At 63.0% G+C, this 4,244-nt stretch carries 3 protein-coding genes and 1 pseudogene; 1 reads left to right on the top strand and 3 read right to left on the bottom strand.

What is annotated here, in order from left to right; genetic code table 11:
* Positions 1–39 precede the first annotated feature (39 nt).
* From EN914_RS26455 to EN914_RS26445, 3 genes are all read right to left on the bottom strand, one after another.
* Positions 40–948 carry a DMT family transporter gene (locus EN914_RS26455; RefSeq protein ID WP_024504330.1) on the bottom strand — a complete coding sequence of 303 codons (909 nt, stop codon included), beginning with the start codon at positions 946–948 and terminating at the stop codon, positions 40–42.
* 61 nt (positions 949–1,009) lie between these two features.
* A complete protein-coding gene (locus EN914_RS26450; RefSeq protein WP_024504329.1) occupies positions 1,010–1,897 on the bottom strand; it encodes a DMT family transporter in 888 nt (295 codons plus the stop codon).
* 178 nt (positions 1,898–2,075) lie between these two features.
* Positions 2,076–3,593: a S10 family peptidase gene (locus EN914_RS26445; protein ID WP_024504328.1), complete on the bottom strand. Its 1,518-nt coding sequence runs from the start codon at positions 3,591–3,593 to the stop codon at positions 2,076–2,078.
* A 217-nt stretch (positions 3,594–3,810) separates the two neighbouring features.
* On the opposite strand from EN914_RS26445, the pseudogene EN914_RS26440 reads away from it, so the two are divergent.
* Positions 3,811–4,244 (top strand): annotated as a pseudogene (locus EN914_RS26440) (LuxR family transcriptional regulator); the annotation flags it as partial.

Here is a 4,244-nt window from a genome sequence, read left to right as displayed (position 1 = left end):
GCCTGACCCGGATGATGGTTCCGTGACTGTGTCACTTTTTTAAGAAATATTTGACGTCGTGCGTTGCGAGCGGGCCATCAGCCAATCCCGCCCCGCATGGGCGAACACCGCACACAACACGATGACGCCGCCGATCATGCTGGCGACTGGGGCAATCTCGCCCAGGAACAGGAAGGCAAACAGGATCGCGAACGGCACTTCGGCCGAGCCGAGCAGTCCGGATTCGGCGGGCGGAATGAGCCGCGCGCCCTCCGTCCACAGGATCGAGGACAGCGCGAAGGACGCGCCGAAAGTGGCGAGCAGAACTGCATCCCTCGGCGAAACCGCCAGCGGATCGGTGACGAACCAGCCGAGCACGAACAGAAGGAAGGCCGACACCGCACCGGCCCACACGACCGGCGTGTCGCGGAAGGCGCGTACCATGATCATGTAAAGGCCACTGCCGATGGTCATCAGCAGTGCCAGTCCGTCGCCGAACAGATTGCCGGTGCCGAAGCCGGACCAGACCATGATCGCCACGCCGCACAGCGACACGGCGGCGGCGACCATCGTCTGCAACCGGAAGGGCTCGCGCGTCAGAACCCAGGCCAGCAGCGCCGTGACGAAAGGTGCTGTGGCATAGATGACGGCGACATTGGCGACGAAGGTGAACTTGAACGCCGAGATGAAGGCGATGCTGGCCAGCGCGCCTTCCACCGCCAGCAGCCAGCCGCGCCAGCCAAGCCGCAGGGTCTCACGCCCACCGGAACGGTGACGCCGCCACAGCACATACAGGCTGATCAGGATCGCGCCGACAAAGCCGCGCCAGCAGATGATGGTCAACGGGTCGGCGTGGATCGATTTCGTCAGCACGCCCGTCAGGCCGAAGACGGCGGCCGAGGACGACACCAGGATGATGCCGAGCGTGCGCTCCGCGGCGGTGTCGGTGGCGGCTGCAATGTCATTCATGCAACCCAGCCTACGCCGCTTGGTGCTGACATCGTAGTGTCAGCAATCATGGTAACCCACATCACAGCCGTTTGCGGAAATGCTCGGCGCCGACGATCAGCAGGCCGGCGGCGACGATCAGAGCAGCGCCCAGGAAGACTTCGCGGCGCGGCACGTCGCCCCAGATGGCAAAGCCGAGCGCGAACGCCCACAACAGCGAGGTGTATTCCAGCGGCGCCAGAACCGAGGCCGGCGTGCGCTTCATGCCTTCGAAGAGAAGGTATTGTGCCAGGCCGCCGAGTGCGCCGACGCTGGCAAGCAGCAGCAACTGCGCCAGGTTTGGCGTCTGCCACCAGAGCAGCGCCGGCACCGCCGAAAAAAGCAGGAAATAGAAATTGTTGAGCAGGAGCTGGATCATCGAGCGCTCGGCAAGGGCGGTCCTGCGCAAGAGCACGATGGCGATGCCCCACAAAAAGGCGGCCGCCAGAACCAGCAGCACCGGTACGGACAGGCCGAGATGGGTTGGATCGCAAGCGATGAACACGCCGGCAAAGCCGATCAGCACCGCCAGCCAGCGCAGCATCGGTACTTTTTCGCCGAGCAGAAACACCGAAAGCACGGTGACGATGATCGGGGCCGCGTAATAGACGGTGGTCAGTTCGGCGAGCTGCAGGCTGCGCGCGGCGTTGTAGTAGCAGAGCCACGCAGCAAGCGTGAAGGCGCTGCGCACCAGCATCGGCCGCACGATCGGCGAGCGCATCGTGTCGGCAAATAACTGTCGTCCGCCGATCGCCGCGCACGCACCCAGAATGGTGATGCTGCGGAAGAACATGATCTGCCAGACGCTCATGCCGACGACCAACAGCTTGATCGAAGCATCCTGTGTCGAAAACAAGAGATAGGCCGCACCGGTCAGCAGGATACCTGCAAGAACCCGCTCGCGTGTTTCGAGAATGGCGATATCGGCCATGAGGCGCGCGGGACCAAAATTGCCGGAGCGGCAGAAATGCTGTGAGGAGCGACACGAGGGACCCGGGAATTCAGCTCCCTCGGCACCAAGCTATACGGGCGAAAGTCGCTGCGGCGCTACGCCAGCCCGGTGCTTATGTTGGGGCAGGGGTCCATGGCGAGTTGCACTGTCGCCAACTCTATTGCGTCGCCTGATAGAGTTCCGAAGCGGCTTCTTTCAGCGCGCGCCGACCATCGGATCTGAAATACATCATGTGTCCGCCCTCGACGACGTCGAGACGGATGGGCTTGGCATTGGCGAGCAACGGGATCTGGTTCACTAGGTAGCGCGAGGCGAGGTAAGGTGTCACCAGGTCGGTGTAGCCGTTGACGATCACGACGCCGAGCGAAGGGTTCAGCGAGCGTGCTCGCTGCAGATCGTCCATCACCCCGGCATAGCCTTGCCGCGAGGCGCTGGTCCCGTAATCCCAATTGTGGCTGATTTCGCCATTGAGCAGCCGATAGCTGACATCGGTGCGAAAATGCAGTTCGTCGCTGATATAGCCGACGAACGCCGACGTCAGCGCCGGTACGCTGCGGTCGAGCACAGGATCCGGGCCGGCGATGCGGGCGCTCTCGGGCGCGATGTCGGCCGTGCCGATCGTGGCGTCATATGGGCTGAGCACCTTGCCGCTGGCGCGGGCGAACTCCCTTGCGAACAGGCCGGTGGGGATGCGGGCGGAGTTCCGCTGCACCAGGTCGAGCGGCAGGCCGGTGATGTCAGCCACGCGTTGGCTGGCCAGCCGCCTGCCTTGCTCCAGTCCGCTGGTGATTGCCGTGAGGTAATCGCCCATCGCATAATGTTCGACGTCTGCCAGCTTCTCCCGCAACGCGTCGCCGCTGACGCCTTCGGCGCGCAGGCGCACCGCCGCCAGTGAAGGCAGTTCGAGCGCCCAATGCAGCGGCTCGAATTCGTCGGGCTGCACCAGCGTGAACTCCAGCGCCGGGGAGATCAGCACGATGCCGTTCGGACTGATGCCGATATCTTCCTGCAACGTCCTGGAGAGCAGCGCTGCGCGGAACCCGCCATAGCTTTCGCCGGCGAGGAACAGCGGCGACCCGGTGCGGCCGTTCTGTGCGAGATAGAGCCGGATGAAGGCGCCTATCGAGCCGGCATCCTGGTTTACGCCCCAGAAATCGCGCGTGTCCTGACCCGGTGCCTCGCGGCTATAGCCTGTTCCCACCGGATCGACGAAGACGAGATCGGTCATGTCGAGCCAGCTGTCCGGATTGTCGATCAGTCTTTGCGGTGACGGCAGGAATTCGCCGTCGGCTCCCGTCGCGATTATCCGTGGACCGAGTGCGCCGATATGCAGATAGGTGGACGCTGCTCCAGGGCCGCCGTTGAACACGAAGGTGATCGGCCGCTGCTGGTCTTTGGCCCCGCTTGCCGGCGGCTCCAGTGTGTAGGCGACGTAGAAGATCTCCGCCGTGACGTCGCCCTTGCCCGATAGCAGCGACAGGGTCGCCGCCTTTGCCTGGTAATCCAGCTTGCGCCCGGCCAGCGTGATCGAATGGTTGGTGGTCTGCGGCGGCGGCAGCAGGGATAGCACGCCGCCCGAGGGCGCTGGCCGCTCCGCCGTTTCAGCCAGGACGGGCTGCGCCAGGACGGCGAGCATCGGCAGGATAAGGCAGATCAGTTTCAATTTGACCGGCATGATGGCTCCGCGACAACGACTCCCGCATAGGTATGGCCGAGAGGGTCGAAGTCAAAGGAAATGGCTGATTTGAACTTGCAACGGCTTGCGCTAGAGCCGGATGATTTCAGGTCGATCGACCTGAAATCTGAATCCGGCTCTAAATCAAACAGATGGAGCATGATGCCGTCCGAAAACCGCTTCACACTTTTCGGCATCATGCCTAGTATGAATTGGAATGCAGTCGAACCTTTCCCTCGATCAGTTTGGGCGCTGGAGCGGCGGTGTCGCCGCTGCGGCCGTTGCCGTGACACCCGAAGAATTGTCGGCTCGCTTCACGGCAGCGGCGAGCGAGTTGCTTGGCTCCGACCGCGCCTATGTCGGCTTTTACCGTCGCGACATCACATCCCTGACCATCGACGATGCCGGTCCCGATCGCTGGAACCGCGACTACGATGCACGACTGTATCGCCAGGATCCCTTCTTCCAGAGGTTCGCCAGCACAAGGCAGGATTTCCTGTTGCCGCTGTCGGCACTCCGCAATGGCGACTTCCAGCGGACTCCCTACTATCGCGAATTCTTCGGCCCTTCCGACAGTTTCGACGAGATCACCGGCGTGTTCAATCTCGACCGGCTGACCGCTGGCTACGTCACTTTTCTCAGGCGAAACGG

Origin of the sequence: Mesorhizobium sp. M7A.F.Ca.CA.001.08.2.1 (assembly GCF_003998455.1) — a bacterium.
Classification (GTDB): domain Bacteria; phylum Pseudomonadota; class Alphaproteobacteria; order Rhizobiales; family Rhizobiaceae; genus Mesorhizobium; species Mesorhizobium ciceri.
This window is presented reverse-complemented; position numbering and strand designations above follow the sequence as displayed.

Coding starts and splice junctions, on each gene's coding strand:
- EN914_RS26445 (WP_024504328.1), bottom strand. CDS start 3,593: ATGCCGGTCAAATTGAAACTGATCTGCCTTATCCTGCCGATGCTCGCC.
- EN914_RS26450 (WP_024504329.1), bottom strand. CDS start 1,897: ATGGCCGATATCGCCATTCTCGAAACACGCGAGCGGGTTCTTGCAGGT.
- EN914_RS26455 (WP_024504330.1), bottom strand. CDS start 948: ATGAATGACATTGCAGCCGCCACCGACACCGCCGCGGAGCGCACGCTC.